The sequence below is a fragment of the Aeriscardovia aeriphila genome, from assembly GCF_002259595.1.
Classification (GTDB): Bacteria; Actinomycetota; Actinomycetes; order Actinomycetales; family Bifidobacteriaceae; genus Aeriscardovia; species Aeriscardovia aeriphila.
In genome coordinates this window covers 1-25,922 of sequence record NZ_MWWU01000001.1, presented here as the reverse complement: position 1 = coordinate 25,922, position 25,922 = coordinate 1, and the positions used below count along the sequence as shown (strand labels likewise).

At 54.3% G+C, this 25,922-nt stretch carries 17 protein-coding genes, 1 tRNA gene, 1 rRNA gene and 2 pseudogenes; 16 read left to right on the top strand and 5 right to left on the bottom strand.

Annotation, left to right across the window (positions count from 1 at the left end):
• Nucleotides 1-23: 23 nt before the first annotated feature.
• Nucleotides 24-1,199 (bottom strand): annotated as a pseudogene (locus AEAE_RS07010) (restriction endonuclease subunit S); the annotation flags it as partial.
• 164 nt (nucleotides 1,200-1,363) lie between these two features.
• Between AEAE_RS07010 and AEAE_RS00095 the strand changes: the two are divergent.
• From AEAE_RS00095 to AEAE_RS00075, 5 genes are all read left to right on the top strand, one after another.
• Complete coding sequence (locus AEAE_RS00095; protein ID WP_094689156.1) at nucleotides 1,364-1,810, top strand: hypothetical protein; 447 nt, start codon at nucleotides 1,364-1,366, stop codon at nucleotides 1,808-1,810.
• 9 nt (nucleotides 1,811-1,819) lie between these two features.
• A complete protein-coding gene (locus AEAE_RS00090) occupies nucleotides 1,820-2,566 on the top strand; it encodes an ImmA/IrrE family metallo-endopeptidase (protein ID WP_148139924.1) in 747 nt (248 codons plus the stop codon).
• Between the two features lie 72 nt (nucleotides 2,567-2,638).
• A complete protein-coding gene (argS, locus tag AEAE_RS00085) occupies nucleotides 2,639-4,435 on the top strand; it encodes an arginine--tRNA ligase (RefSeq protein WP_094689154.1) in 1,797 nt (598 codons plus the stop codon).
• Nucleotides 4,436-4,440: 5 nt separating this feature from the next.
• On the top strand, nucleotides 4,441-5,586 hold the full coding sequence (locus tag AEAE_RS00080; protein WP_094689153.1) for a GHMP family kinase ATP-binding protein: 1,146 nt from the start codon (nucleotides 4,441-4,443) through the stop codon (nucleotides 5,584-5,586).
• Between the two features lie 94 nt (nucleotides 5,587-5,680).
• Complete coding sequence (locus AEAE_RS00075) at nucleotides 5,681-7,015, top strand: Maf family nucleotide pyrophosphatase (protein ID WP_094689152.1); 1,335 nt, start codon at nucleotides 5,681-5,683, stop codon at nucleotides 7,013-7,015.
• A gap of 389 nt (nucleotides 7,016-7,404) precedes the next feature.
• Here AEAE_RS00075 and AEAE_RS06970 read toward each other — a convergent pair whose 3' ends face one another.
• The 3 genes and pseudogenes from AEAE_RS06970 to AEAE_RS00065 all read right to left on the bottom strand — a co-directional run bounded on the left by AEAE_RS06970 (nucleotide 7,405) and on the right by AEAE_RS00065 (nucleotide 12,997).
• Complete coding sequence (locus AEAE_RS06970; protein ID WP_094689151.1) at nucleotides 7,405-9,942, bottom strand: cation:proton antiporter family protein; 2,538 nt, start codon at nucleotides 9,940-9,942, stop codon at nucleotides 7,405-7,407.
• A gap of 183 nt (nucleotides 9,943-10,125) precedes the next feature.
• Nucleotides 10,126-10,188: pseudogene (locus AEAE_RS07030) on the bottom strand (zinc-ribbon domain-containing protein); the annotation flags it as partial.
• 217 nt (nucleotides 10,189-10,405) lie between these two features.
• On the bottom strand, nucleotides 10,406-12,997 hold the full coding sequence (locus tag AEAE_RS00065) for a zinc-ribbon domain-containing protein (RefSeq protein WP_158520440.1): 2,592 nt from the start codon (nucleotides 12,995-12,997) through the stop codon (nucleotides 10,406-10,408).
• A 502-nt stretch (nucleotides 12,998-13,499) separates the two neighbouring features.
• Here AEAE_RS00065 and AEAE_RS00060 point away from each other — a divergent pair.
• The 5 genes from AEAE_RS00060 (at nucleotide 13,500) to AEAE_RS00040 (ending at nucleotide 21,434) form a co-directional block, all read left to right on the top strand.
• Nucleotides 13,500-17,567 carry an Rne/Rng family ribonuclease gene (locus AEAE_RS00060; protein WP_244569558.1) on the top strand — a complete coding sequence of 1,356 codons (4,068 nt, stop codon included), beginning with the start codon at nucleotides 13,500-13,502 and terminating at the stop codon, nucleotides 17,565-17,567.
• Nucleotides 17,568-17,786: 219 nt separating this feature from the next.
• Complete coding sequence (rplU, locus tag AEAE_RS00055) at nucleotides 17,787-18,095, top strand: 50S ribosomal protein L21 (RefSeq protein ID WP_094689148.1); 309 nt, start codon at nucleotides 17,787-17,789, stop codon at nucleotides 18,093-18,095.
• 75 nt (nucleotides 18,096-18,170) lie between these two features.
• The gene (gene rpmA / locus AEAE_RS00050; RefSeq protein ID WP_094689147.1) at nucleotides 18,171-18,434 is read left to right on the top strand and encodes a 50S ribosomal protein L27; all 264 of its coding nucleotides are present in this window, start codon (nucleotides 18,171-18,173) and stop codon (nucleotides 18,432-18,434) included.
• A 198-nt stretch (nucleotides 18,435-18,632) separates the two neighbouring features.
• Nucleotides 18,633-20,264, top strand: coding sequence for a GTPase ObgE (obgE, locus tag AEAE_RS00045; RefSeq protein ID WP_094689146.1), 1,632 nt, complete (start codon nucleotides 18,633-18,635; stop codon nucleotides 20,262-20,264).
• Between the two features lie 9 nt (nucleotides 20,265-20,273).
• Nucleotides 20,274-21,434 (top strand): adenosine deaminase, encoded by a 1,161-nt coding sequence (locus AEAE_RS00040; protein WP_094689145.1) that lies wholly within the window; start codon nucleotides 20,274-20,276, stop codon nucleotides 21,432-21,434.
• 149 nt (nucleotides 21,435-21,583) lie between these two features.
• On the opposite strand, the gene AEAE_RS00035 is transcribed toward AEAE_RS00040, so the two are convergent.
• Complete coding sequence (locus tag AEAE_RS00035; protein ID WP_244569557.1) at nucleotides 21,584-22,249, bottom strand: DUF4232 domain-containing protein; 666 nt, start codon at nucleotides 22,247-22,249, stop codon at nucleotides 21,584-21,586.
• A gap of 118 nt (nucleotides 22,250-22,367) precedes the next feature.
• On the opposite strand from AEAE_RS00035, the gene AEAE_RS00030 reads away from it, so the two are divergent.
• From AEAE_RS00030 to AEAE_RS00005, 6 genes are all read left to right on the top strand, one after another.
• A tRNA-Trp gene (locus AEAE_RS00030) sits at nucleotides 22,368-22,440 on the top strand.
• Between the two features lie 29 nt (nucleotides 22,441-22,469).
• Nucleotides 22,470-22,706, top strand: a complete 237-nt coding sequence (gene secE / locus AEAE_RS00025; protein WP_094689144.1) for a preprotein translocase subunit SecE — start codon at nucleotides 22,470-22,472, stop codon at nucleotides 22,704-22,706.
• 111 nt (nucleotides 22,707-22,817) lie between these two features.
• Entirely contained in the window at nucleotides 22,818-23,687 is an 870-nt protein-coding gene (gene nusG / locus AEAE_RS00020) for a transcription termination/antitermination protein NusG (RefSeq protein ID WP_094689143.1), read from the top strand.
• A 316-nt stretch (nucleotides 23,688-24,003) separates the two neighbouring features.
• Nucleotides 24,004-24,435, top strand: a complete 432-nt coding sequence (gene rplK / locus AEAE_RS00015) for a 50S ribosomal protein L11 (protein WP_094689142.1) — start codon at nucleotides 24,004-24,006, stop codon at nucleotides 24,433-24,435.
• A 58-nt stretch (nucleotides 24,436-24,493) separates the two neighbouring features.
• Nucleotides 24,494-25,183 carry a 50S ribosomal protein L1 gene (gene rplA / locus AEAE_RS00010; protein ID WP_094689141.1) on the top strand — a complete coding sequence of 230 codons (690 nt, stop codon included), beginning with the start codon at nucleotides 24,494-24,496 and terminating at the stop codon, nucleotides 25,181-25,183.
• Between the two features lie 599 nt (nucleotides 25,184-25,782).
• Nucleotides 25,783-25,922 (top strand): 16S ribosomal RNA (locus AEAE_RS00005); the annotation flags it as partial.

The following is a 25,922-nucleotide window of genomic DNA, read 5'->3' as shown; positions in this document are numbered from 1 at the left end:
ATGAGGCAGAAACCCATTACTACTCACACAAATAACTGCTGAAGCAGACTCTTCTTCACCTCCTGCCACTGCTCAAGCTCAACACGAGCCTGATCGATAAGCGCATCAGCAGAACTCAAACAAGCAGCAATCTTCTTCTGTTCGGGGAGAGATGGGATAGAAACCCTGAAATTTTCAATGTCATACTTAGAGATATTTTGTTGAGCTGCTCCCTGACCAGCATTGAGCATAGCTTGCTCAAAATCAGCAGAGGAAATTCTTTGATACAGATACTCCACATTGAGCTCGGTACTATTAACTTCCAATAGACCAACACGTTGATTGAGTAAATTATTTGAACCCCGATTTAGAGAAACCCGCCCGACATTACCAGTCAGAGAGATTAATATATCGTTTTCTTTTAATACCTGCCAATGAGCGATGTTTTTTGGCAACTCATCGATTGTACTAGTACTGGAATCTACTGTTATGAAATGTTCTCCTCGTACATTTGCAATCGTAATTATGTGATAATACCCGTGAGGTACATAAGTAGAACTACTGAAAGCATATCCGTTGCGAAGGATAGCCATTTCCCCTAGCTTCTTCTCTTCCCACCGCGGAAAATCAGAACCATCATCAGCCTTAAACCGCAGCTGTTGAGAGAAAATCTGCTGCATTAAAGCTTTCTTCGCTTGCGTGAGAAGATCAAATTTTCGCCGACACAAATCGATGAGGGAATCAACAGTTGAACAGTAGTGATTGATTAATTCAATTTCCTGTTTATCTGATGGCTTGTAGATTACAGCATTTCGTACTTTCTCTGCATTTAAATTGGCTTGGGTACCAGTAGAGATAAATGGCCTCCATGAATCTTCTACACTCGCTTTTACCAAGCATTGGTACACGAAATCACGAACAGAAGAATCTGTGAAGACCATATTGTAAAAGGCCTGAGAAGTAGCAGCATCGATTTCAAGAACTGCTACTTTCCCAACTGAAGCATACATTGCCAAGCTAATTGCTCCTCTCGGAACAATCCAAGCAGCAGAGTTTTGTAAACCTGCTTCAGTAATCATCTTTGTGGTTTGCTTAATATAGCCATTCGAATCGGATACATCAGAAATGCTCAAAAACGGGATATCTCCGTTGTAATATTCAGCCACAGAAGATTTGGGAGTTCCGCCTGATCCGGCTTTTTCAAACAGCTCGCCAAGCTTACGCTGCTCCCAAGCGAATCAATGTGTGAACAAAGGATAGAAAAATGAACGATTTGAGGTGCTTTGTGCGCATGAAAAGTTATCCACAATAAGAAATATTTCTCGAATTGCTGTTGTGTGGTCGATAAAATGACGGTACGTCGTCACACGAGAGGGGAGGAGCAATGAGCACGACTGTAAGAGTGCCAGTGAAGGCTTCTATCTGGGATTGGGTTATGCGTATCGGCGCATACAGCAACCTCACTGTGGCAGATCATGAGAAAATCGATCTCTGGCGTTCTGGCAGTGAAAATCCTACGATGCGTCAAATCTCTTACATGAGCAAAAAGCTGAGTGTGCCATTCGGCTATTTCTTCCTCAAAGAGCCAGTTGATGACACTCCTCAAGTTTTTGCTCATCGAACTATTGCAAATGCTAATCTAGCCAAGCCTTCTCGCGATCTTGTAGATACCGTTTTCTCCATGCAATCTATTCAGGATTGGGCACGGCAAGATTCTCGCGATAACGATTATGCTCAATTGAGCTATGTCGGTTCTTGTTCAATTGCAACCATCACCGCGCAACAACTCGCTCATCGAATTCGCCAAGTGCTCGGCCTCGATGAACGATAGTTTGAAGCAGTGAGCTCACCACGGCTTCTATCTGAAGCTTTTACCTTGTTGAGGCAAAGTTGCGAACAGGCTGGCATTCTCGTCATGCTCAATGGAATAGTTGGAGATAACACTCATCGAGCGTTAAATCCTCAAGAGTTCCGCGCATTTGCCCTGGTTGATGCCTATGATCCACTCATCTTCATCAACCATGCTGATAGTCGTGCCGGCCAACTCTTTTCTCTTGCTCATGAAGTAGCGCACATTTGGCTAGGCGTAGATGAGCTGTACAACGACAATTACCTAACACAAAGCAATGCGCCTCTGGAAGTGCTGTGCAATGCTACCGCAGCTGAACTGCTCGTACCGAATGCTGCCTTTATTCAAGAATGGAAGCGAAGCATGTCTACAGGGATAGGTGAGGTACAAATCATAGCTCAGCTTGCGAAAGTGTTTCCAGTATCAGCTGTAACTGTTGCTCGCAGGGCACTTGACGCTGGTTTCATTGGTCAGGCAATGTATGACAAGATTGCAGATGAAAGTCTGAAACAGTGGGAACAGAAGGAATCAACAGTTTCAGGTGGGAACTACTACAACACCAAACAATCTCGACTGGACCATCGTTTCCTTGCACGGTTGTCCGCGAGCATCTCAGAGGGACGAACAACTTATACTCAGGCGTACCGCTTGACAGGAAGTAACAGAACTACCTTCCCAAAGCTTCTTGAAGCAGCCGGTTGCACGTCATTTTGGAGTTTATTGCATCAGTCTCTTTGACTATATGCATCATGAAGGCCAGTATTAACCCTCAGGCGGGTCGAGTAGCGCGGGTTCCGTATGATGGAGACTATGAATCCGCAAGCTTTGAGCACTTTGATTGTCTCCATCGTCACCGAGCTGGTGAACGCTGGAAAGGCCGGCGAACTGACCGCCGACATGGTTCCGACCGCCCAAAAGGCCGCTGTCATGCGTCCAAAGGACCGCGCACACGGCGATTGGGCATCGAACATCGCCCTTCAGCTGGGTAAGCGCGCTGGCATGCAACCGCGTGCTTTCGCTGAACCGATTGCTGAGAAACTGCGCGAAAACGACGGTATTGCTTCTGTCGACATCGCAGGCCCAGGCTTCATCAACATCACGTTGAACGCTGCAGCCTCCGCACAAATTGTCGACGAAGTTCTCCAGCAGGGCTCCTCTTTTGGCACGAATACGCATTTGGCAGGCCGCACGCTCAACCTCGAGTTCGTTTCAGCAAACCCAACAGGGCCAATCCACATTGGTGGCACTCGCTGGGCTGCTGTTGGCGATTCCATGGCTCGCGTCCTGCAAGCCAACGGCGCCGACGTGGTGCGCGAGTACTACTTCAACGATCATGGCTCCCAAATCGACCGTTTCGCAAAGTCTTTGGTTGCTGCAGCTCACAACGAGCCAGTTCCAGCCGACGGTTACAAAGGCTCCTACATCAACGAGATTGCCAGTACAGTAATTTCGCAAGCCACCGCTGACGGCGTTGACATCCTCTCCCTGCCTCGTGTTGACGACGGCGTGAATGAGGACGGCGAGCCTCTGGGCGAGGGCGATTCTGCTCAGCGTGAGGAGTTCCGCAAGCGTGCCGTTCCACTCATGTTCGACGAAATTAAGAAGAGCATGGAAGAGTTCCGTGTTCACTTCGACGTGTACTTCCACGAGCAGAGCCTTTACGACGATGGCGAAGTAGATAAAGCTTTGGCTAAGCTTCGTGAGCTGGGAGTCGTCTATGAAAAGGACGGCGCAACCTGGCTTCGCACCACTGACTATGGCGACGATAAGGATCGCGTTCTCATCCGCTCCAACGGCATGCCAAGCTACTTCTGCTCCGATGTCGCCTACTACTTCAACAAGCGTCACCGTGCCACAAAGCCTGCTGACACGGCAATCTACATGCTCGGCGCTGACCACCACGGCTACATTGGCCGCCTGATGGCTGCAGCCGCCGCTTTTGGTGACAAACCACAAGAGAACATGCAAATTCTCATCGGTCAGCTCGTCAACATCTTCAAGAACGGTGAAGTGGTGCGCATGAGTAAGCGTGCTGGCAACATCGTTACCATTGACGATCTCGTTGACGCAGTGGGTGTGGATGCTGCACGCTACTCCTTGGCTCGCACCTCATACAACCAGACTCTCGACATCGACCTCGACGTTCTGACCAGTCACACCAACGAAAACCCGGTGTACTACGTTCAGTATGCTCACGCTCGTTCCTGCGCTGTGGACCGCAACGCTCAAGCAGCAGGAGTCAACCGTGACGGCGCTGACCTTTCCTTGCTCGACCTCAAGGACGATGAGGAACTGCTGGCACAGCTCGCCCTCTACCGTGAGGTTCTCACCACCGCTGCTGACCTGCGCGAGCCACACCGCATTGCTCACTATTTGGAAGATCTCGCTGGAGCTTACCACACGTGGTATGCCAAAGAACGTGTGGTTGCCATGCCTTTGACTGACGCAGAAAAGCGTGGCGAGCAGCAAGCGGTTGAACTGCTGGAAAAGCAGAAGAACCCTGAACCGGCACGCGCTGCAGCTCGCCTACGTTTGAACGACGCAGTACGCCAGGTTGTAGAAAACGGTTTGGCACTCTTGGCAGTGTCTGCTCCAGAAAAGATGTGACCTCAATGGTTTACCAGTCAAACGGTGTGAAAGTGAGCGTCCCCGCATCCGCATCCGGTTTAGGCCCCGGTGTGGGAACGCTCGCCTTGGGCTTGGATCTTCACCTCGACGTCACCTTCGAACCTGTTGCTCGCTCCGGAGCGCAGGTGAGCATTCGTGGCGTCGACGAGCTTGCTTTTCCTCATAACGAGCAAAATTTGAGCGTGAAAGCCTGCTGGTTAACCCAAGATTTCTTGGGTGAGCCCCGCACCGGTTTGACGGTAAGCATGCGCAACTTAATTCCAGCTCGCGCAGGTTTGGGAACGTCAGTAGCTAGTGTCGTGGCAGGAGTAGCAGCAGCATTCGCCATGCGCCCTGACCAAGATGACCTCACTTCAGCTGAGTTCAAGCAGCAGTTGTTCTCTGTTGCCGCATCGATGTTGGGAAGGCAAAGCGCCACAGCGGCATCGGTGTGTGGCAATCTTGTGTCAGTGTGGCTCAGAGAGCCCAGCGACGTGCCTTCTTCAGTTGTTGGCTTCCCGCAAGCTATTACGCGCCAAACAGAGTGGGTAGCGCAAAGCTCTCCTGTGCATCCCGCCATTCAAGCAGCACTCTTGTTGCCAGCTGAGCGACGTCGCGGAAGCCTTCCTCTTGGTGCTGAACCAGACTACGGTGAAGGTACTTCTGAGCCGTTCTCCCGCTCGCGCGCGCTGACGAACATTCAGCGTTCGGTGCTCCTGCACTCTCAGCTGACTGGCCAGAATATGCCTGATAATCAGTTGCTTTTCGACGCTACTCATGACGCAATGAGGCTTCCTTTGCTCGACGGGGCTCTGCGCGAGTCGGTGCTGCTGGTGGAACACTTACGTTCCCAAGGTTTCGCTGCTGTTCTGCTCGGCTCTGGTCCAGCTGTTCTCGTTCTTCACGCTGACCCAGATTATCAGCGCACTTTAGCGCGTATGAAAGATGCGCAAGAGTCTGGTTCAGAAGCGTGGAACCCTTACGGAGTGGGTATCGCTCCGGGTATGTGGAGTTCGAGCGCCAGGCCCGCGTGGGTTAACCGCATCAAGCAGCTGGTGGAGCATGATTGGCTGGCCAACAAGCGTTGGAGCTTGACTTATATGCCGCTCGATAAAAACGGTGTTCAAGTCACGCCCTTGAATGCAGAATAATTGCAGAATAGCGAAGGTCCCGCGCGCCGCCCGCCCGCGCCGAGTGGGCTGAACTGAAAACGAAGGTACAGAAGCCACAAAGGAAGGCATCAGAGTGAGTATCCCTGTCATCTTGGCATCCTCTTCCCCTTCGAGGCGTGCTCTGCTGTTGCAAGCAGGCATCTGCCCAACCATCCGCGTTTCGCGCGTCGACGAGGACGCCGTCATTCGTCGCTTCGCCGCCAACGCGGACATGAAAGTGGAGGATATGCCTACCGAGCAGCGCGTGATGGTTCTTTCCCGCGCGAAGGCTCACGCTGTGCAGGCTGCTTACCGCGAGCAGGAGAACACGATTAACCGCGCTCGCCGCTCCACTGCTATTGAGGAGCGCGTCAACCCTCTGATCGGGCGCACGACGACGGAACTGTTGGGCGGGCCGTTGGGCACGATCGCTGCTAACCCTGGGCTTGCGGGGTTGAAGAAGGGCCCTCTGCTCATCGGCTCGGATTCTATGTTCGAGTTTGACGGTGTGGCGTATGGCAAGCCGCACACTGCTGAAAAGGCTTTCGAACGCATCGCCCAGATGCGTGGCAAGTCCGGCACTTTGTGGACAGGTCACACCCTCATTGACCTTGCTTCGGGGAGGGAACTATCGGAGATTTCCAGCGCTCGTGTTCACTTCGCCGACTACTCCGACGAAGAGATTCGCGCATACGTGGAAACGGGTGAGCCCCTCGAAGTGGCAGGTTCTTTCACTCTTGAGGGTTTGGGCGGAGCTTTTATCGACTCTGTTTCTGGCGATCCGCATGGAATTCAGGGGTTGTCGCTTCCTCTGGTGCGCCAGATGGCCACTCGTTTGGGCTTCTTCTGGCCTGATTTGTGGAATTTGAAGCGTGATAAGCGCGGCCGTTTGGCTATTAACGGAGATTCTCGCGCCCCGTTGAAGCATGTTTCTCAGCCGGGTGATGGTTTCATCGATTGCGCGTGCGGGCATAAGCATTGGGGTTTGCACGGTGCTGCTGGTGTTCTGCTCTTCCGCAGGGACACTTTCACTGGTGAGATTACTCATGTTGCTTTGCAGCGTCGTGCGGTTTGGTCGATAGAGGGTAGAACCTGGGGTAACCCGGGTGGTGCGCTGTCAACGGGGGAGAGCCCATTTGAAGGCGGCCTTCGTGAAGCCTGGGAAGAAGCAGGTATCGCTCCGCAGGATATTGACATTGTCGGTGCGCATACGGAGGACCATGGCCCGTGGGCGTACACGACTTTGCTCGCGTTTGAGCGTGTGGGCCATTCGGTCAAGCCGCATGTGACGGATAACGAGTCCATCGATGTGGTGTGGAAGCGTGTGTCTGATGTGGAGTCGTTGCCGCTGCTGAGCTATTTCAAGGCAGATTGGCTGGATGATTTGCATCGCGCCCGTCAAATCTCGCGCGCTATGGCAAACAACTGAGCATGAAAAACTGCGCTCAGCCTTGATCAGCTAGAACACGCTCGGAGCCTGCACTTTAACCGCTCGATCTTGTACGTGAACCGCTCGGGCCGCTGCACCACACACGTGCTCGGTCGCATATAGCTCATCCCAGCGCGCACAGCTTTCGGGTACTGCTTAACGCTCGCCTCCCAACCCGTTGGCTTACCGCATTGAGGGCAACTGTTATCGCTCGGCTCTCTCGGTGTGTCGCAGTTTGTGCAAAACTTCTCTGGTATGTCAGCCATAGTTCACTGGCCTTCGTTGCTTCTTTTATTGTTCGGTATCGCTGTACGGTACGAAGGCGTATGAAGCAGCAAAAGAGCCGAGCAGCACTCTTGCACTACCCGGCTCTCTGTTACCTGAGATTATCACTGCTGATTATTGCCCTGCTGATAATCCTGAGGGTTCTGCGGGTATCCAGGTGCCTGAGGAGCAGGCGCTTGCTGGTAGGTGCCGGGCTGTGCTGGGTACTGAGGAGCCGGAGCCTGCGGGTAGCGTCCACCTTGCTGCTGTGAAGGAGCAGGAGCCGCTGGTTGCGCAGGAGCTGGTGTTGTTGGGCTCTGAGGGGCGGGAGCAGCTGGACGCTGTGGTGCGGCAGCTACCTGTTGCTGGAGCGGCATCTGCCCAGTAGGCTGCACAGGGTAAGCGGCATATTGAGGCTGGGAATATGCTCCAGGAGCAGCATATTGCTGTGGTTGTGCCTGGTACTGTGGTTGTGCCGGGTACTGAGATTGTGCTGGGTACTGTGGCATCTGAGGTTGAGCCTGATAGTTCTGAGGCTGAGCAGGGTAGTGCTGAGCCTGTGGAACTTGTGGCTGCTGCACTTGTGGTTGTGCGAATTGAGCAGCTTGCGTTGTTTGCTGGGCTGGCTGTGCCTTCTTCTGAATCATCTTGAGGAATACCAGACGAGCAAGAGCCTCAACGGCGAATGCCCAGAGTGCTCCCCAGAAGATCATTGCTGGGGAAATCTGACCTGCAGAACTAAACACGGAGAACACGGCTGCAGTATTCGGATTGCTCATTTGCGATATGAAGGAAACAGTGTCGCGAGGAACCATAAGGCCCAGAGGGGTATAAGCCAAGCAAATGAATCCCCATGTAACAGCACTGAGCAGTGGGAACACCCATGTGTGCTTCCAGTTACGTTCCTCTTCGTCAGCGGCCATACGGCGAGCCAAAGAGTAGGCTACTGCAGCAAGGCTTGCAAAGGTAATCAGAACAAGAGCCAGTTTGATCAGAGGGATCCATGCTGGGTCATGCACTGAGCTTGGGGCGAAACGACCATTTCTTCTCAACATATCGAGTTGATTAGTCACGTTTGAACCGGGAAGGAACCTAAACAGTGGGTAAAGGTTGTCTACCTGCAAAGCAAGCCCATCCATGACGGAGGACGAGAAGTCAGAGAAGGTAGAGAAGGTGAACAGGCCGAGGACGGAGAAGGAACCCCAGCTTCCCAGGGTCATGAGTTGGAACATGGCTAGAGGACCGAAAACGAAGATCAATGGGATGAAAGCAAACGTCTTCGACACTACTGCCACGGCAACGAACAGAATAATCGTTAAAACGGTGAATACAACGTAGAAGAGTAGCGATGTTTCAACAAAGGTACGAACGCCATAGTGCAAACGTGCCAGTGAGGGTTTGTGGTCTTTTCCGGTAATGAGCATTCCCAGGAGAGCACCCACAACGACTAAGAACAGAGGGTTCCAGAACGCTTTTGCTGATACAGAGGACACGGAAACTGGAATGGGAGTTTGAACGATTGTTGCCGTTGTCGTGGAACTAGCAAGTGCACCGAGGATGCAAACAATAATGCCGGTGCCAATTCCTGCAATAGCGAGAGTAATGCAACGAGAAAGGAGTACTTCCTGACGCTGTTCTGTGTCGGCTACCGCGGAACGCGCTGCGATGATACCGCCGATAAGTGCGCCAACGAGCGCCAAAACACCAATGATTGTGAGTGGAAGTTCAACGGCAAAGCTCACCGATGTTTGAGAGGTTTGAACGGGGAAACCTTGAAGTGTGCTTCTCAGATCGACGTCAGTATTGTACGTTCCACCAAAACCAGTTACCAGTGTTGACAGGATTGATTTGAAGGAGAGCGCGGAAGAGGTAATCGCGGAATTGTGGCTAGGCAGCAAGATGGAGGTAAGGAACAGCATAATGGCTTGCAACATCACTCCAATAACAGCACCTGCCATTGTTGTTCCTGCGATAATGCCTGCTCTCTGATAGATTGCTGGCTTTTTCAGTACTGCAGTGAATTGATTCTGCGGCAGTTTGATGGACAGGGAGGGAGTGGCTGCTCCTGGGGTTGCTGGCTGGTTAGCAGATCCCTGTGCCATAGCAGGTGCAGCAGGCTGTTGCACCGGGGCGGCAGCTGGGTGCTGTGGTTGTTGTGTCTGTTGTGGCTCGGCAGCAACTGGCTGTTGTGGTGTAGGTTCAGCGTCTGGTGTAGGTGTTGCTTGGTCTGCAGCTGAAGGAGTATCCAAAGCTTCTTGCATTGCTTCTGCTGCACTCGGTTCTGGAACTTGAGGAGCAATCGCTGCAGGTGCTGGAGCTACGGGAAGTTCTGACTCAACACCTCCACTGTGCTCAACTGCAGGGGCTTCTAGTTCTTCTTGTGGTGCTGAAGGAGCTGGTTGTGTGGACTCAACTGGAGGTTGTACAGTTGTTGGCTCGAGCACTTCTTCTTGTTCAACAACGGAAGGTGCAGTTTGCGTTTCAGGTTCAGGTGTTGGTTGTTGGACGTGAGGCTCAGAAGTTTGTTGCTTCTGGGCAGGGTGTTGGCTCAGGGGCATCATGAAGGTAGTTTCATCGCCTGTTGCTTCTGGCTGGGCTGGGATATGAGCAATCTCAGCAGAAAGAGAAGCAATTTCAGGCTGCGATGATTGTTGAGTTTGCACCTGCTGCGCCTGTACAGTTCCAACCGGTTGGGATGCAACTTGAGCCTGTTGTACGGGCGGGATCGCTGGTTGTGCAGGTTGTACGGGCTGTGCAGGCGCTGCATATTGTGGTTGTGCCTGTTGTGCTACTGGTTGTTGTGCTACGGCCTGCGCTGGTTGCGCAGGTGTTTGCAGGACTCGAGTACCGCAGCGCCCGCAAAATGCAGCACCGGGTCTGAGTTGAGATCCGCAATTTCTGCAATACATTTCTATCTCCTCATTTTGTGCTGCATCATTGCATACAGCTATGCGGCTAAGACTAGCAAGAATCAGAGTGCAATTTCCTCACAAATTGCATTCTGTGGATAATTTCTTGAAATCACTGAGATTATTTTCAGTACGGTAATCACGAGTTATTAATTAAGCCGAGCAGTTTTCACTGCTCGGCTTGTACTATCGCTCCAGATCCGAGATGGAAAGAGTGTTACTCATTAAAAGTAATCTTTCCGTTCTTGTCCACAGTGAAGTTGATGGAAGAAGACCAACCAAAATCAATGTCATTATCTGTTTGATCATGATCGGTGTCCCCAAGGAAGGAATAATCGTATTCGTAATGAATTTTTCCTTTATCCTTGAGCTTTGCCTCGAATTCATTATCTTCTACCGAGATCTCTCCAATAGTTGGATACTTCTTCACGGTTGCCTTGACGTTGGAATAGAAGTCACTGCTCCATGAATACCAGCCAGTGTCAAGCCACTCATATCCATCTTTGTCGGTCGGGTGCTTCGCAACCTCATCGATGGCTTGATTCAGGGCTTGCTGTACAGCTTCCTTAACAGCGGATGATGGTGTGTACTCGAAGACAACCTCATTGTTCTCGGGGGTCACCTTTACCGGCTTTGATTCCACCCACTTCGTGTTCTTGACAGATGCAGTGTAAATAGCTGGGTAAGCTTCATATGGCTTGCCATCCGCTTTCACCTTGGCTCCGTTGACGGTAGCAGTGTCGGAGAGCATCTCATCATGCCAGATGCTCAGTTTCATCTTCAACTGGTCTTTCACTTCCCACTTGGAGAAGAAGATGCCAGTCGTTCCCGTCTTTTGCAAAGTGATGGTATTGGATTTTGTATGACCATCAAGGTCGTACTTCACCGTGATTGAACGATTTTCACCGGATGTCTGGTTCTCAGAGAGGCGGAAGTTCGTCGGGCGCTGAACTTTCTTGCCTACAGCGTTGCTGATCAGTGGGCTTGACATCTTCGATGTGCTCACTGCCATAGCATTAGCTTGCTCAAAGTTGCCTGCAGCAATGGCATTCGTGTAACTCTCAGCAACCGCCATTGGGCTGAAACGAGTGTTGTCGATAACGGTGATAGCAATGCTTCCACCAATACCGACGAGTGCAAGAACACCGACAGTAATAGCAACAGGAATAACAACCTTCTTGTTTACCTTCATTGCTGGTGCTGCTTGAACAGCAGCAGGGGTGACATCTGCAGAAGCAGCTGCTGCGGCTGCAGCTTGCGCTGGAGCGACGCCTGGCTGACCTGCAGCAACAGGTTGACCGGCAGCAGCTGGCTGAACTGGCGGCTGGGCAAGAGGTTGTCCAGCAACTGCTGGGGTGACATTAAACATGCCCAAGAATACCAATCGTGCTAGGGCTTCGATACCGAAGGCCCACACCGCACCGATCAAGACCATTGCTGGAGTGATGCCATTACTTGCTGTTGGCGAATAGTTCGAGGAAGTACCCCAGGCAGCAAGGCCGCTAAGAATCGTTCCGCCAAAGCCACCCATAGAAACGGAGATGGGAGCGAAGCAAATAACGAGGAATCCCCACAGAACTGCGGTATAGAGAGGGGCTTTCCAAGAATGCTTCCATTCACGTTCTTGTGGATCAATAGCCATACGCTTCGCCAAGCGATATGCGGAATATCCCGTGCATAGGAGAACCAGAATCAGAGAAATAATGAAGAAAATGCTGATTTCTAATTCACCTTCAGGATGCTGGAACAAACTTACGGTGAATCCCATGAAGCTTACAGAGCCTAAGCTACCAATAGCAGTCATTCCCACTGCAAGGAATGGGCCGATCAAAGGCAGGAAGAGAACCGCGTAGCCATTCTTACCAGCAATGCTCCACACCACGAGCGCGACAATGGATACAACAGTGAAAACAGCAAAGAAGATTTCCGTGGTTTCTAAGAAGGTACGTAGTCCAAAACGCAGGCCTTTCAGGCCGGCTACGAATTGATCGAGAGGCTTCCCTGAATACTGGGAAGTGACGAAGCCCAATGTTCCACCTGCCACGACAATGAAGAATGGGTTAAAGAAGCTTCGTGCGCTCACAGTAGAGAACGCGACTGAGTTATCTGGGTGCATAATTGCGATCGCTGCCACGATGGTGATAAACAGGCCGGAGAATATGCCAGCCAGTATCAATGAGGTGCAGATGCGCACGTATGAAGACTTCTTTGCCGCAGCTGTCGAAGCATCAAAACGCATGTTGTTGTCACTCTTGACAATCTGAATGACACCTACATAGGCGCCGACAAATGCTAGCAGGCCAACGAGGGAGAGAGGAAGTGAAGCATCGCCAGATGTACCGAAGGAAAACATTCCTGAGGTTGTCATGTGGATGTTGCCACCGAAGCCCAGAACCAAGAGGTTCAAAATGAGCTGGAAGGCATTAACCTCACGAGGAAGGCCGCTGGTCGCATCGCCTTTTGCGCCGAAGTAAGTCAGTGGTGCAAGGATGACAAGGCCAATCAAAGCTCCTGCCATCGCAAAGCCGGCAATAATACCGGCATGCTGGTAGAGCTTTGGATTTTCAAGCAGGCGAACAAATTCGCCCGTAGAAGCTGATGGTTGAGGTCCAGCAGGAGCAGTGGTCGTCGGTGCTGCTGGCGCAACGCCTGGCTGGAATGTTAGGCCTTGTGCAGGCGGCACGGGGTTGGGGGACTGTTGGGAAGCAGATGCAGGCTGCTGCTCAGCAGGCGGGTTAACAGGCGCGCCACAGTTGGTGCAGAAGGCTGAGTCCTCTGGAATCTGTGCGCCACATTGCGTGCAGTACATAATCTTTCTCCTCATTAGAAAGTGTTGATCTCGTAAAGATCAACGGTGCCTTCCACCTTACCAGCGCATTTCGTAGATGAAGACAGGTGCTGTTCAGGTGTGCGCAAAGAGGGGTGTTGTAGTGATAATCCGCATGGTTTCAAGCTTAAAAGGGTGTGTATTTCGAGAAAAGTGGGTGAAGAAAACAGATATTGGCCACGCGTTTTTTGAAACTGACAGGTTAGATATGGGGAAACGTTGATTTTTCAAGGAGTGGCAATCTTAAGCCTTTACAAAAGCTTTACAAAAAGAAGAATTGCGGAAAGTTTCCATAGAGTGAGCAAAAGTGTGCCATACTGTGAAGAGCAGTTCTGCACAACTGCGTGAGAGTGATGCGTTGATCCCCTCGCCGATTGCGAGTGACGGTGTCCGCATCCGCCCGTGAGCTTTTGAAACTTTTCTAGGCCCAAGGCTTGGAAATCCACACAGGAGTGGGTGCAGCCGTTCCGAGGAGATGCTTCTCGTGAGCAATACAACAGAATCTGAAAATGCAAATACGCCTGAGCAGGCACCAGTCCGCCGTACCCGCAGGCGTGCAGGAAGGCGTGTCGTGCGCGCTGCTGGAGCGGCAGGAGCAAAACTGCCAGTCTCAGTGACTGCGCCCGCGCACAGTGACGACGATACGGCTCAAGCTGCCTCGACGAGCGTGGCTGCTGAGCAAACGGCTAGAGAAACTGCCGCACAAACTGTTGCTCAGAATGCTGAGCAGGCCGATCGCGCCGAGCGCGCTGACCAAGTTGTCAAGCAGCAAGCTTCAGTGAAGGAAACTGTTGAGCGAGCAGCTTCGACTGCAGGTGCTGCCAAGGAAGCCGCAGTAGCGGAGAGTGCAGCTGAGGAAAGTGGCGCTGAGGAACCTGCCGCAAAGGAACCTGAAGCGCAAGAAAACCCTGAACAGGCACAGCGTGCGCGTCGAGAAGCAATTGCCGCCGTTCTCTTCTCTGATAAGGGCGTGAGCGAGCCGAAGCTTGTGCAGCAAGTACAGCCAGCTGTGCAAAAAGCGAAGGCTGAAACTGCTGACAAGCCGGCCGCCAACAAGGCAGCTGAGAGCAAAGCTGCTGAAGGCAAGACATCTGAGGGTAAGGCTGCAACCGAAACCGCAGAAACCGCAGCGCCTGCAGTGACCGCAGAAACCGCAGAAACTGCGCACAACAACCAAACGCGCGCACAGCGCACTCGCCGCCGCCTGGCAATCACGCCAACCTTCAGCGAGCCAGAGCCAGAACAAGAAGAGCCACACCGCCGCCTCACCCGCGCAATGTCGGCACTGCTCTTCCAAGAGCCCGTGTTGCCAGCGACTAACGCCTCCGCTCCGAGCGCTGAGCCAAGCCCAGCCTTTGAAGAGGAAGAAGAGGCAGGCCATCGCCGTCACCGCTCTCGCTCCCACTCTTCTCGCCGCTTGAACTCTTCGGAACGCGCAGCCGCTGCCGAAGTAGACAGCATTGAGCAAGAGATTGCCAGTGAGGAAGAAGAGCGCGGCACCCGCTCCCGCCGTCGCCGCAGAGGCGCAGAGGCGAACGAAACTGCTGCACGCTCACGCGCAATCACTGCAGCACGCGATGATGACGAACATGACAGCGAAACAGCTGAAGGCAAGAGCGCTATCAGCGTAAGTAGGCGTCGCAAGGGTGCGGACGGCGAAAACGACGCTGGTAATCTTGAGCCAAACTTTGACGAAGAGCGCACCACACCAACGCGCCATCGCCGTAGGAGCCTTGAGGAAATTGAGGCCAGGCGTCAGGCTCGTCGAGCAGCGCGCGAGCAGGAGCGTGAGCAAAGGCAAGAGCAGGAAGACGAGGAAGACCGCGAAGAAGGCGTCACTCGCCGCCGTCGCAGGAGAAGCGCCGATAGGGCAGCCAGCCGCGCTGAGCGCAACGCCGACCGCAGCGCCGACCGCGCAAGCCGTGAAGAACGCGACGAGGCCAGCGAATCGACAATCCTGCGCACCAGAACGCGCAACCGCTCCCGCCGCCTCGCCCTGCCAGAGCCGAGCGACTCGATGGAGCCACTGCCAGCAACCCACGCCGAGCGCAAGCAAGCCTACATTTCGCGCATCAAGGACGTGAAGGGCTCAACCCGCCTGGAGGCCAAGCGTCGCCACCGTCGTGACACGCGCCGAACTCGCAGCCAGCACAATCTCGTCATCGAGCAGGACTTCCTGGCACGCCGCGAAAACGTCGACCGCCAGATGATCGTGCGCGAAAAGGGCCACCACACCCAAATCTCCGTCATCGAGGACAACATCCTCGTCGAGCACTACGTTTCCGACATCCAAGAAGTGTCGACCGTGGGCAACATCTACGTTGGCCGCGTCCAAAACGTTCTGCCAAGCATGGAAGCAGCCTTCGTCAACATTGGTGAAGCGCGTAACGGCGTTCTCTACGCAGGCGAAGTCAACTGGGATGACACGCAGCTGGAAGGTGAAGCTCGCCGCATCGAGCGCGCCTACCATTCGGGCGACCCTGTGCTCGTGCAGGTCACCAAGGATGCGATTGGCCACAAGGGTGCCCGCCTGACCAGCCAGGTTACTTTGGCTGGCCGCTACATCGTGCTCGTGCCAAGCGGCGGAATGACCGGCGTGTCGCGCAAGCTCTCCTCTCGCGAGCGCCTGCGCCTCAAGCGCATCGTCCAAGCCGTCACCCCGAAGGATATGGGCGTCATCATCCGCACGGCAGCAGAGGGAGCCAGCAAGGAAGCCGTCGAAGCCGACTTGAAGCTGCTGCTCGAACGCTGGGAAGGCATTCAGAAGCGTTACAACGAGCTCAAGGACACGCATCGCCCGCACATCCTGCACTCCGAACCTGACGTCGCCATCCGCGTGGTGCGCGACATCTTCAACGATGACTTCCGCCAGCTTGTCGTCGAAGGCGAGCACGTCTACGACCGCATCCATGGCTACCTCGAGGAGATGAGCCCTGAACTGCTGCCACGCTTGAAGCAGTGGGACCCAGCCGAGCATCAGGGTGCTGACGTCTTCGACCAGTGGAATATCGATTCCCAGCTGCGCAAGGGCATGGAACGCCAGGTCTATCTGCCAAGCGGCGGCTCTCTGGTGATCGACCGTACCGAGGCTATGACCACCATCGACGTGAACACCGGCCGCTTCATCGGCAAGGGCAAGTCGCTGGAGGAAACGGTCACTCGCTGCAACCTGGAGGCTGCTGAGGAGATCGTCCGCCAGCTGCGCCTGCGCGATATTGGCGGCATGATCATGATCGACTTTGTGGACATGGTGATGGAGGAGAACCGCGACCTTGTGTTGCGCCGCCTCGTTGAATGTTTGACTCGCGACCGCACGAAGCATCAGGTTGCTGAGGTCACCTCGCTGGGCTTGGTCCAGATGACGCGTAAGCGCGTGGGGCAGGGCTTGGTGGAGGCCTTCTCGGAGGAGTGCCCAACCTGCCATGGCCGCGGCTTCCTGATCCATGACGAGCCGACCATTGAGGCTGACGCTTTCGACCCGTATGAGGTGAAGGGCGGCGATCCTTTCGAAAAGTCGAAGGGCCGTCGTGAGGCGCAGGCTCGTGAGCAGCGTTTGGAGCATGGCTCGCATCCTTCCTCTGATTACCAGCATGGGGAGTTTGATTCTCACTCTGGTGAGGCCGAGCGTGGCGAGTATGAGTCTCGCGATTACTTTGATGAGGCTCAGGCTCGTGAAGAGCGCAAGTCTGCCATTCCTCAGCATTCCTCGCAGGAAGTGAAGGCAAAGTTGGCTGCTATTGCTGCTGCTGCAACCGCCGCTTCCCAAACCGCTAAGGCCGCTGAGGCTGCTGAGGCTGGCCGCGCATCGCAAGCTCAAGCTAGTGGCGAGGTGGCAGCTGGTGAAAATGCTGCTCATGCGTCGCTTGAGATTACCACTGAGCTTTCTTCTGAGGCTTCGACTGCACCTTCGGCTCAGCCAAAGCCTGCGAGCGAGCAGAAGCATGAGCTGGCGCAGAAGCAGGAGAAGGCACAGGAACCAGCGCAACAGCCAGCCCAGGAAGCTGATGACGCTCACGAGGCTGAGCATGAGCAAGCTCACGAGACTGACCGCACTCAAGGGAACTCTGACCAGGATCACGGCGACCAAGAACGTTCCGATCAAGAACACAGTGGTCACGCTCGCCGCTCCTCTCGCACCCAGTTGAGGGGAACGAGGAGAGCGCACGGCACGAGGACAGTCCACCGCGGTGAACCGCAGAACACGCCTACTGTTGACCTCAACCCTCACAGGGGTAGGCGCAAGGCGCAGGCTGCTGTCAACTCTGAGCAGGCTGATACTGCAGCGCGCACGCTCACCACTGAGCAGACAAAACGTGCTGAGAATGCCGCTCAGGCTGATCATGTACAGCAGCAGGAGCACCCAGCCAAGGTTCTGCCGAAGCTGGACCTTCCACAGGTGAAAGCTCGCCCTGCTCAAAGGAAGCATCGCCCTGTGGCATCGCAGGCCCAGTCGGATGACCCGGACACCGTCATGCTCGCTGGCTTTGCGCTGAAAATCCCGAGCCGTGTGACAGCTGAAGCGAAAAAGGAAGCCGAGCGTAACGAGCAGTAAGCTCAGTGCAAATCTCGTCTTATGGGTTCGTTAAAATTGCAAGCAGTGTTTCCATTCTGGAGTTTGACGAACCCGCTCGCTTTTGTGTAGTGTGGAAAGTCGGTGCTTTGTCACGCCCTGAAGCACGCCTCACGCAGCTGAAAAGCAAGCGGAGAGCCAAGGAGTGTGACGAGGAAAGAAACTTCAGAGCTAAGAGCTTCATTTATGAAGGTAGGGGCTATGTACGCGATTGTGAAGGCCGGCGGCCACGAAGAGAAGGTCGAAGTCGGCACGCAGATTACTGTGAATCGCCTGGCAGCAAAGAAGGGTGAGACTGTGGAATTCCCAGTTGCTCTTCTCGTCGATGGTGACAAGGTCACCATGGCTGCTAAGGACTTGGCTAAGGTCAAGGCTCAGGGCGAAGTGGTGGATGACGAGGCCAAGGGCCCAAAGGTCTCCATCATGAAGTTCCACAACAAGACTGGCGGTGCTCGTCGCGCTGGTCACCGTCAGAAGCTCACCGTCGTCAAGATCACCAAGATCGCCTGAGCTGAGCAGCTGATAAAACAGGTGTAAACCTACATTCCGAGGCTTCTCGGAAGTAGGGAAGAATCGGAGGAAAAAATGGCACACAAGAAGGCTGGTTCCAGCTCTAGGAACGGTCGCGATTCAAATCCACAATACCTGGGTGTGAAGCGCTTTGGCGGCCAGAGCGTCGTCGCTGGTAACATCCTCGTCCGTCAGCGTGGTACCCGCTTCTATCCGGGTCTCAACGTCGGCCTGGGCAAGGATTACACCCTCTTCGCATTGGCTGACGGTGTTGTCCGCTTCGGCGTGCGTCACGACCGCAAGGTCGTCGATGTTCTGACCGAGGAGAACAAGGCCTGAGCATTGCTCTTGAAAGGGTCGCGTCACACGCTGATGCGGCCCTCTTTTTTTACCTGAAAACTGAGCGTGCAGGCAGCTGAAGCTCCGGTTCACACTCCAGCTCAAGCTCTAGTTCAACTCCACCTCGCGCTCACCTCACGCAACAGCAGTCACTACAAACTGACCACAGACTCAGAAAATCACAAGAAAGCAGGAAGTATGGCAGAGTTCGTCGATAGTGTTACCGTTCACCTCAAAGGCGGTGACGGCGGCAATGGCGCACACTCCATTCGCCGTGAAAAGTACAAGCCTCTCGCAGGCCCGAACGGCGGAAACGGCGGCAGGGGAGGTTCCATCATCCTGCGCTGCTCAGAAGGCACCAACTCTCTGCTCGACTTCCGCATGCTGCCTCACCGCACCGCAGAAAACGGCCATCATGGTGAAGGCGACTACAAGGACGGGCAGAAGGGTGACGACATCGTCCTCACCGTCCCTGTTGGCACGATGGTTTTCGAAGCCAAAGGTGAGGTAGGTAAGCCCAAGCATCGCGGCGAACTACTCGCCGACCTTCGCACTCCTGGCCAAACTTTCGTCGCAGCAGCTGGCGGCCAGGGTGGTTTAGGTAATCATGCTTTGGCGAATAAGGCTCATCGTGCGCCTGGTTTTGCCCTTTTGGGTGAGCCTGGTGAGGAACGCGACCTCATTTTGGAGCTCAAGTCCATCGCTGACATCGCTTTGGTGGGCTACCCTTCGGCAGGAAAGTCGTCCTTGGTGGCGGCTCTCTCTTCTGCTCGCCCGAAGATCGCCGATTACCCCTTTACCACTCTTGTGCCAAACTTGGGCGTTGTGGAGGCTGGCGACGTGCGCTACACCATCGCTGACGTCCCGGGCTTGATCCCTGGCGCTTCCGAGGGCAAGGGCTTGGGCTTGCAGTTCCTGCGCCACATCGAGCGCACGCAGGTTATCGTTCACGTCATCGACTGCGCCACCTACGAGCAGGATCGTGACCCGATGGCCGACTACGAGGCGCTGGAAAAGGAGCTCGCCGCATACGACAAGAACCTCGAGCTGCCGATCGGCGCTATCCCGATCTCGCAGCGCCCGAGAATCGTGGTTCTCAATAAGATGGACGTTCCCGACGCCAAAGACCTTGCAAATCTGGTGCGTCCCGACTTTGAAAAGCTTGGCCTGCCGGTTTACGAAATTTCTACGGCATCTCACGAAGGCTTGAAAGAGCTCAAGTTTGCCCTGGCTCGAGAGGTTAGCAAAACGCGCGAGATTGTCAGAAAGCTTGAGGCCGAGCACGAGCAAGAACGCGTCGTCATCAAACCTCTGGAGATGGCGCGCAACCGTGCCAAAAACCAGGTGGGTCCTGCATTCAACGTCATCCGTCATGGCGATCCGGAAGGCAACTACTGGTTCGTGGTTAAAGGCGAGAAAATCGCTCGCATGGTCATCCAAACCGACTTCAACAACAACGAAGCCGTCGGCTACCTGGCTGACCGCCTGGCAGCTCTGGGCGTAGAAGACGCCCTCAAGGCTGCCGGAGCAGTGGAAGGCGACGAAGTGCATATGGGCCCTGCAGGCAACGAAGTGGTGTTCAACTGGGAGCCAACCATCACTGCTGGCGCTGAAGGCTTGGATGACGCTCCTCTGGTGTCGCGCGGTGACGACATTCGCCTGTGCGATTACGGTTACGCTAAGCGCCGCTCCAATTCGCAGAGGCGCGTAGATTACCATGAAGAGATGGATCGTCGCGCTGAGGCCCGAGCCGAGCGCGAACGAGAACGTCGTGCTGGCCACTGGAGCGACCCGAGCGTCACTGATTCGCCTGAACAGCCGAACGAGTAAGGACAGCACATGCAGGAGTGGAACCACGCACTGTTAGAGCATATCGACTCTCTTCACGCTCACGAGCCCAACCAGGACGCCGAGCAGCTGGCTCACATTGACACTGATTACTCCATCAGCGCCACCGACCACACTGCTGACCCTGCTCAGGGCCGCGCTGACCTGGTCAAGCTTGCTAAAGCGCATCTGCACCTGCATTTCACTGGTTCTATGACGGTAGAGCGGCTGCGCCAAATGTCGAAGAAGCATCACATCACTCTCGACCCGGAGCTGCTCAACGCTCACCCTCTGCGCGTTCCTGCGGACCGTCGTGGCTGGTATCGCTTCCAGCGTTTGTACGACATGGCTCGTCGTTGCGTGCAAACCGAAGAGGATATGCGCACGATTATCGACGACGCTGCCCGTATTGACGCTGAAGAGGGCTCTAAAATTCTGGAAATCCAGGTCACTCCTGACTCTTATGCACCGATTATGGGTGGGCTCACTCCTGCTTTGGAAGTGATGCTCGATGAGGCGAAGAAGGCGAGCGAACGTCACCATATCGCTGTGGGCGTGATTGTTGCTGCTGCCCGTACCTCTCACCCTCTCAAGGCTCGTACTTTGGCTCGTTTGGCGGCTCGTTACGCAGGGGACACTCCTGGCACGGTGGTGGGCTTTGGCTTGTCCAACGACGAACGCAGTGGCAATACGGCTGACTTCTTGCCGGCCTTCCAGATTGCTCAGCGCGCCGGCTTGCCTCTCATGCCTCATGGTGGCGAGCTGTTAGGCCCTGAGCATATTGGTTTCATCATGAATAACGCGCACCCAGCTCGTATGGGCCATGGCGTTCAGGCCGCTTCTGACCCTGAGCTTTTGGCCGAGCTCAAGCACAATCACGTCACTCTGGAGGTGTGCCCGGCGTCGAATGTTGGCTTGGGCGTGTTTGAGAACAAGCAGAACGTTCCTCTGCGTGCGCTGTACGATTCTGGCGTTGAGGTGGCTCTCGGCGCTGATGACCCTCTGCTCTTTGGTGAGAGGCTCGAAGGCCAGTACGAGGATGCCCGCACGATTCACGGCTTTACCGACGAGATGCTGGCAACCTGGGCTCGTTGCTCGATTAACGGCTCGGTGATGTCGGATACATACAAAAAGCCAGCTCTGGCCGCAATTGACCAGTGGCTGGCTCGCTAACATTTCTTAAGATTTTCACTTCGCATACTCAGCGCAGCTTTCGCTGCGCTGTTTTGTTATGCGCTCTTAGCTGTGTTTTTCGCGTGCGCTGCACGCTGCGTTGACAGCAGCGTGCGGTAAAACCGCGCTGTGGTTACAGCGCTCTATGCTCAGTTTTCACCGGGCTGGAGAGCTTGCACGGCGATGATCGCCGTATTCGTGTTCTGGCAGCCTTGGTATTCCGATGCAGGAATATTCAACGCGTTCTTCTGGTCGGGCGGGAATACGCGCATGGTGTCAGCCGCTTGTGGCTTGCATGCTGCGGTGTCGAAGTTATCCGCGTTGACAATCTTGAGCGGGCTATGTGCTGATTCGCCAGGCTTGAGCACCACCGGCTGAGGGGTTATCGCATCATCGCGAGTTGCTGCGGCGCCAATTTGCTTACCAGAAGCCATCAGAGAGACCCCAGGGAAACCTTCAACAGTGCAGGTATTTTCTCCCGAGTTCGTCAAAACGAGGTACGGGTAAGCCGAGCCGCCACCGCCACCACCGCCAATAGTGAGCTTGGCCGTCAAGCTTGAGGTGGTGCACATTTGGCTCGTGTCCGTCGGGTCAGTTTTCGGAGCCTGAGTGTCGGAATCGTCGTTCGAGCTCTTCTTCGACGTCGAGGAGGAGTCCGTGTCGCTCTTCTGGCTCGTTTGAGGTTTGACACTGCCAGTGCTTTGAGCAGGCGCACCGCAACCAGGCAGGCCCGCGAAAACGAGCGAAGCGGCGGCAACAAGGCTAGCGAAACGCCATGCAGGCTTCATGCGAGAGGATGTTTCGAAGTTTCTCATAACCCTTATTCTAGCGACAACACTCGCGGGTACTAGACGAGAATTCTATTTTGCGCTAATCTATCAAGTCGGCGATGCTTCGGTGTCGTCGTGTCGGTTTGCTATGGTGCAAAGCGATAGGGGAATGGCACAATTGGTAGCGCAACGGTCTCCAAAACCGTAGGTTGTGGGTTCGAGTCCCGCTTCCCCTGCTCAGTTGTTTTCTAGCAAAGGGACGAACATGGCATCGAATAGTGCAGCGAAGAAAGAACAGGGCGTTCGCAAGCCAAACTTCTTCGCCCGTATTGGCCTGTTCACGAAGCAGATCGTGACGGAGTTGCGCAAGGTTGTTTCTCCAACACGTTCTGAGTTGTGGAATTGGTCTTTCGCAGTGTTCGTGTTCGTTGTGCTGTTGATGCTGGTCATCACGGCTCTGGACTTTGGTCTGGGCAAGCTGATGTTCCTCATCTTCGCCTGAAAGCTTTAAAACAATGCCCGGTTCGACCTTTCGATCCGGGCATTTTAAATATTGAAGTATGGCATTTTATGTCAGAGTAGTGCGCTGACGTACGCAATACGAGAGGTACTCATGGTCGATGAAAATACCGCCTCTGCTGAGGCAGAAGAGCTCGAGGGCAACGAGCCAGTCGCTCACGATGTCGCGCAGAGTGCTGTGGCTCAGGAAGCTGCCAGCGCAAGCGATGCTTCTGAAGTTTCTGACAACGCTGAAGCTCATGAAGCTGAAGGTGCTGAGGTCGCTGACGGCGTTCAAGGTGCTGAGGCAGCCGGCGAGAATGCTGACGCTGACAACGGCGAGGAAGAAGACGCTGGCACCAAGGCCGTCGCCGAATTCCGCCAGTCGCTGCGCACCCTTCCTGGCAAGTGGTACGTGCTGCACACCTACTCCGGCTACGAGCGCCGCGTCAAGCAAAACGTTGAAGCTCGTGTCGCTACCTTCGGCCTGGAGGACAAGGTCTACCAGATCGAAGTGCCAATGGAGGAAGTCGAAAAGCACACTGAGAAGGGTAAGAAGCTCATCTCTCGCGTTCGCATCCCTGGCTATGTTCTGATCCGCATGTCCAACGAGGATGAGGACGCCTTCCGCATCGTGCGCGAAACTGAAGCTGTCACCGGCTTCGTTGGCTTGCAAAACGAGCCAATGCCGCTGTCTCGCAAGGAAGTCGTCTCCATGATGGGCCCCATGATCGCTCAGGAGGCTCTGCGCAAGGCCGGTCAGGGTGAAGCTGCCGCCAAGAAGCGCGTCGTCGAAGTCTCCTTCAAGCAGGGCGACCAGGTCACCGTTACTGATGGCCCATTCGCTACGATGGCTGGCGTCATTTCCGAAGTCCAGCCTCAAACGCAGAAGGTCACCGTTTTGGTCTCTATCTTTGACCGCGATACGCCTGTTGAGCTCAACTTCTCCCAGGTCAAGAAGGTTGATGACGAGAAGCGCGGCTGAAAGCCCAGAATTTCTCAAGATTATCAGCCCGCTGACCTCGCTTGTGTGAGCTCATCGCCTGCTGTTTATTCAAAGCCGCCTTCGGGCGGCTTTTTTCATCCGCGGGCTCTTCACGTCCTCGTCTTTGCTCAACTGTGCTGATAATCTTCAAGTAAACAAATTCGTCCTCAAGTAAACAAAATTCGTCCGCCCACTTCGTATAATGGGAAAGCTTATGTGTGCACGCCTGTGCATGCGTAGTATGACACATTGGTAGCGGGAGGGGGAGCTTTCGAGCTTCACCGTCTGCACCGCTTCACAGAAAGAAGTCATTGGAATGCCAGCTAAGAAAGTTGCTGCTCTGATCAAGCTTCAGATTCCAGCAGGCAAGGCAACCCCTGCACCGCCAATCGGTCCAGCTCTGGGTTCGCATGGCGTGAACATTATGGAGTTCACCCAGCAGTACAATGCCCAGACCAAGGACAAGATGGGTCAGATCATCCCAGTGGAGATCACTGTTTATGCTGACCGCACCTTCTCCTTCGTGCTGAAGACCCCACCGGCGGCAACCCTTCTGAAGAAGGCTGCAGGTGTGGATAAGGGCGCTGCAAATCCGCTGACCACCAAGGTCGGTTCTGTGACCATGGATCAGTGCCGCGAGATTGCTCAGATCAAGCTCGCCGACCTGTCCGCTAACGACGTTGAGGCCGGTGCCAAGATCATCGCCGGTACCGCCCGTTCCATGGGAATCACCGTCACTGGTAAGTGAGTTTTTGTGCGGAAGGGCTTTCGCTTGCCCGAACCGCGCTGCTTGATAGGAGAAGCAGATGGTAAAGCGTTCGAAGAAGTACCGCGAGGCGGCAGAGAGGATCGATGGATCCAACCTCTACACCCCAGCGGAAGCAATCGCCCTGCTCAAGGGCATGCCTAAGCGTGGTTTTGATGAGTCTGTCGAGGCTGTTTACCGCCTCGGTGTTGACCCGCGCAAGGCAGACCAGCTTATCCGTGGTTCTGTGAACCTTCCAAACGGCACTGGTAAGACCGTTCGCGTCGCAGTGTTCGCTCGTGGTCCACAGGCTACCGCTGCACTCGAGGCCGGCGCTGACATCGTTGGCGACGCAGACCTCGTGGCAAAGGTCCAGGGTGGCGAGCTCGACTTTGATGCCGTTGTCGCAACCCCAGACATGATGGGCCAGGTTGGTCGTCTCGGCCGCGTGCTCGGTCCTCGTGGTTTGATGCCAAACCCACGTACCGGCACTGTGACCATGGATGTTGCCACCGCCGTTAAGGAAATTAAGGGTGGTAAGGTCAACTTCCGCGTCGACAAGAATGGTAACCTGAGCTTCCTCATCGGTAAGCTCAGCTTTGAGCAGAAGGCTCTGGAAGAGAACTTCGCTGCAGTCTCCAACGAGATTAAGCGTTTGCGTCCTTCCACCGTCAAGGGTCGTTACATCATCAAGGCTTCCATGGCATCGACCATGAGCCCGGGTGTTGCTCTCGACGTTGCTTCCCTCTGAGTTTTCTGAGGTGAGTTTTTTAGCGGCAGGTCTTGTGGCCTGCCGTTTTTTGTTTTCTCGGTTTTGAGTTTCTTGAGATTATCAGTGCGGTTTTCGCAGATTTCACTCCCATTTGTGGTTTGTGGTGGGTGCTTCGCACTGTGGATCATCCATTGAGTGGAATTTCACTTTCAATTGTGTTGGTTTTGTGATGGTTCATGTGGTGTTTACGTGGGTTTGGTTAGGTTGATGGTGTCTGCAATACTTTTTCGACACGCCGTGTTTGGGTTGTGTTTGTTGGGTTTTGTGGTGGTGGGGTTGTGGTGGTTGGTGTGGGTGGTGTAGGTTTACTTCTTGCTGCCTGCGGGGCTGGTTGCTGGTTGTTTGTGACTGGTGGTTGGTTTTGTTGGGCTGGTGGTTTGAGAACTCGAGAGCGTTGATTGTGCTACTTTAGTAGTCTTTTTGAATGCCAGTTAAGGATTGATGCTTCCGCATGAGTTTGTTTTGTGTGGTTGTGTTTTTTCTTTTTTGTTTGTGCGTTCCATGATTCTGATCTTTTTGGTTGGGGTTGTGGTCCGTCTTTTTTGTGCTGGAATTTGTTTCTGGCTTTTCATGATTTTTTTGTGGAGAGTTCGATTCTGGCTCAGGACGAGCGCTGGCGGCGTGCTTAACACATGCAAGTCGAACGGGATCCTGATAGCTTGCTATTGGGTGAGAGTGGCGAACGGGTGAGTAATGCGTGACCGACCTGCCCTGTACA